This is a genomic window from uncultured Shewanella sp., assembly GCF_947495455.1.
Taxonomy (GTDB): Bacteria; Pseudomonadota; Gammaproteobacteria; order Enterobacterales; family Shewanellaceae; genus Shewanella.
The window spans coordinates 1-917 of sequence record NZ_CANLZC010000230.1 but is presented as its reverse complement, the minus strand read 5'-3'; the positions used below and the strand labels follow the sequence as shown (position 1 = coordinate 917).

1 protein-coding gene is annotated in these 917 nt (G+C 40.1%); it reads right to left on the bottom strand.

The features are described from left to right. The coding region (locus Q0791_RS24900; protein ID WP_299011952.1) for an IS4 family transposase at window positions 1-829 on the bottom strand (829 nt) is incomplete at its 3' end. Window positions 830-917: the final 88 nt, after the last annotated feature.

Here is a 917-nt window from a genome sequence, read left to right as displayed (position 1 = left end):
CCTTGATATCTCTAAAACTTGTTTCAATTCCCCAGCGTTTTCCATATAACTGTAAAACCTTAGGCGTGCCTAAGTCAGCTCGGCTTGACGCAATAAACCACGCGGCTCTCATCCCTTTTTTCTTGGTACAAATGACTTTCGCTACAGGATGACGCTGATGGGTTAATTCAACATTTTTTAAGGTCTTAGCTCGGCCACTCGGCAGCAAAAAGTCTTTAACTGGAAAAAGCTGCCCTTCGGCATCTGTGACCTTAATCGTCGCCTTTATGCGAATGATGTAATCAAATCCAAGTTCATGCTCAAGAAAATAAAATAACTTGGTATCACAAAAACCTCTATCAGCAACAATAGTGACGCCAATTTCTTGCGGCACAATCTCTCTCAATTTGACAAGTAATTCATCTTCATAATGATTACGATTGCCTTTAAGCCCAAGTTTTTTATGTGTTTTCCATAACAACGGTGTATTGCGTCCATGTGATGTTTGCATGCTTAATACAATTGTGGCGTGCTCATCAGCATCAAATTCAGTCCAGTCGAGTGAGACAACAATGTCACGACGAGAACCAATAACATAAGCAGCCCAGCTATCAAGAAGTTGCCATACATTAAGTTTGCTATTACTCAGTAATCGATCAACCTGTTTTATTGCCGATTTTCTTTTCAGCTCGCAAGCTTGCGCTAAACCTGCACCAATAGCATGAATGGCTAACGAGCCTTTTTCAATGACACCATGAGTGGCATTAGCTAAAGACTTCACTCTTTTTGCATGCATATTATGGCCAAAAAGTTCGTCTATGTGATTTTGAATTAAATCTTGGTTTATCATGGTGCAGTCAGTGAGCTTATTATGGTTGTTTGGAGTATTTTACCTCAAAACCCTTGATGTGGCTGCTTTATATAAGGGGACACCTAAG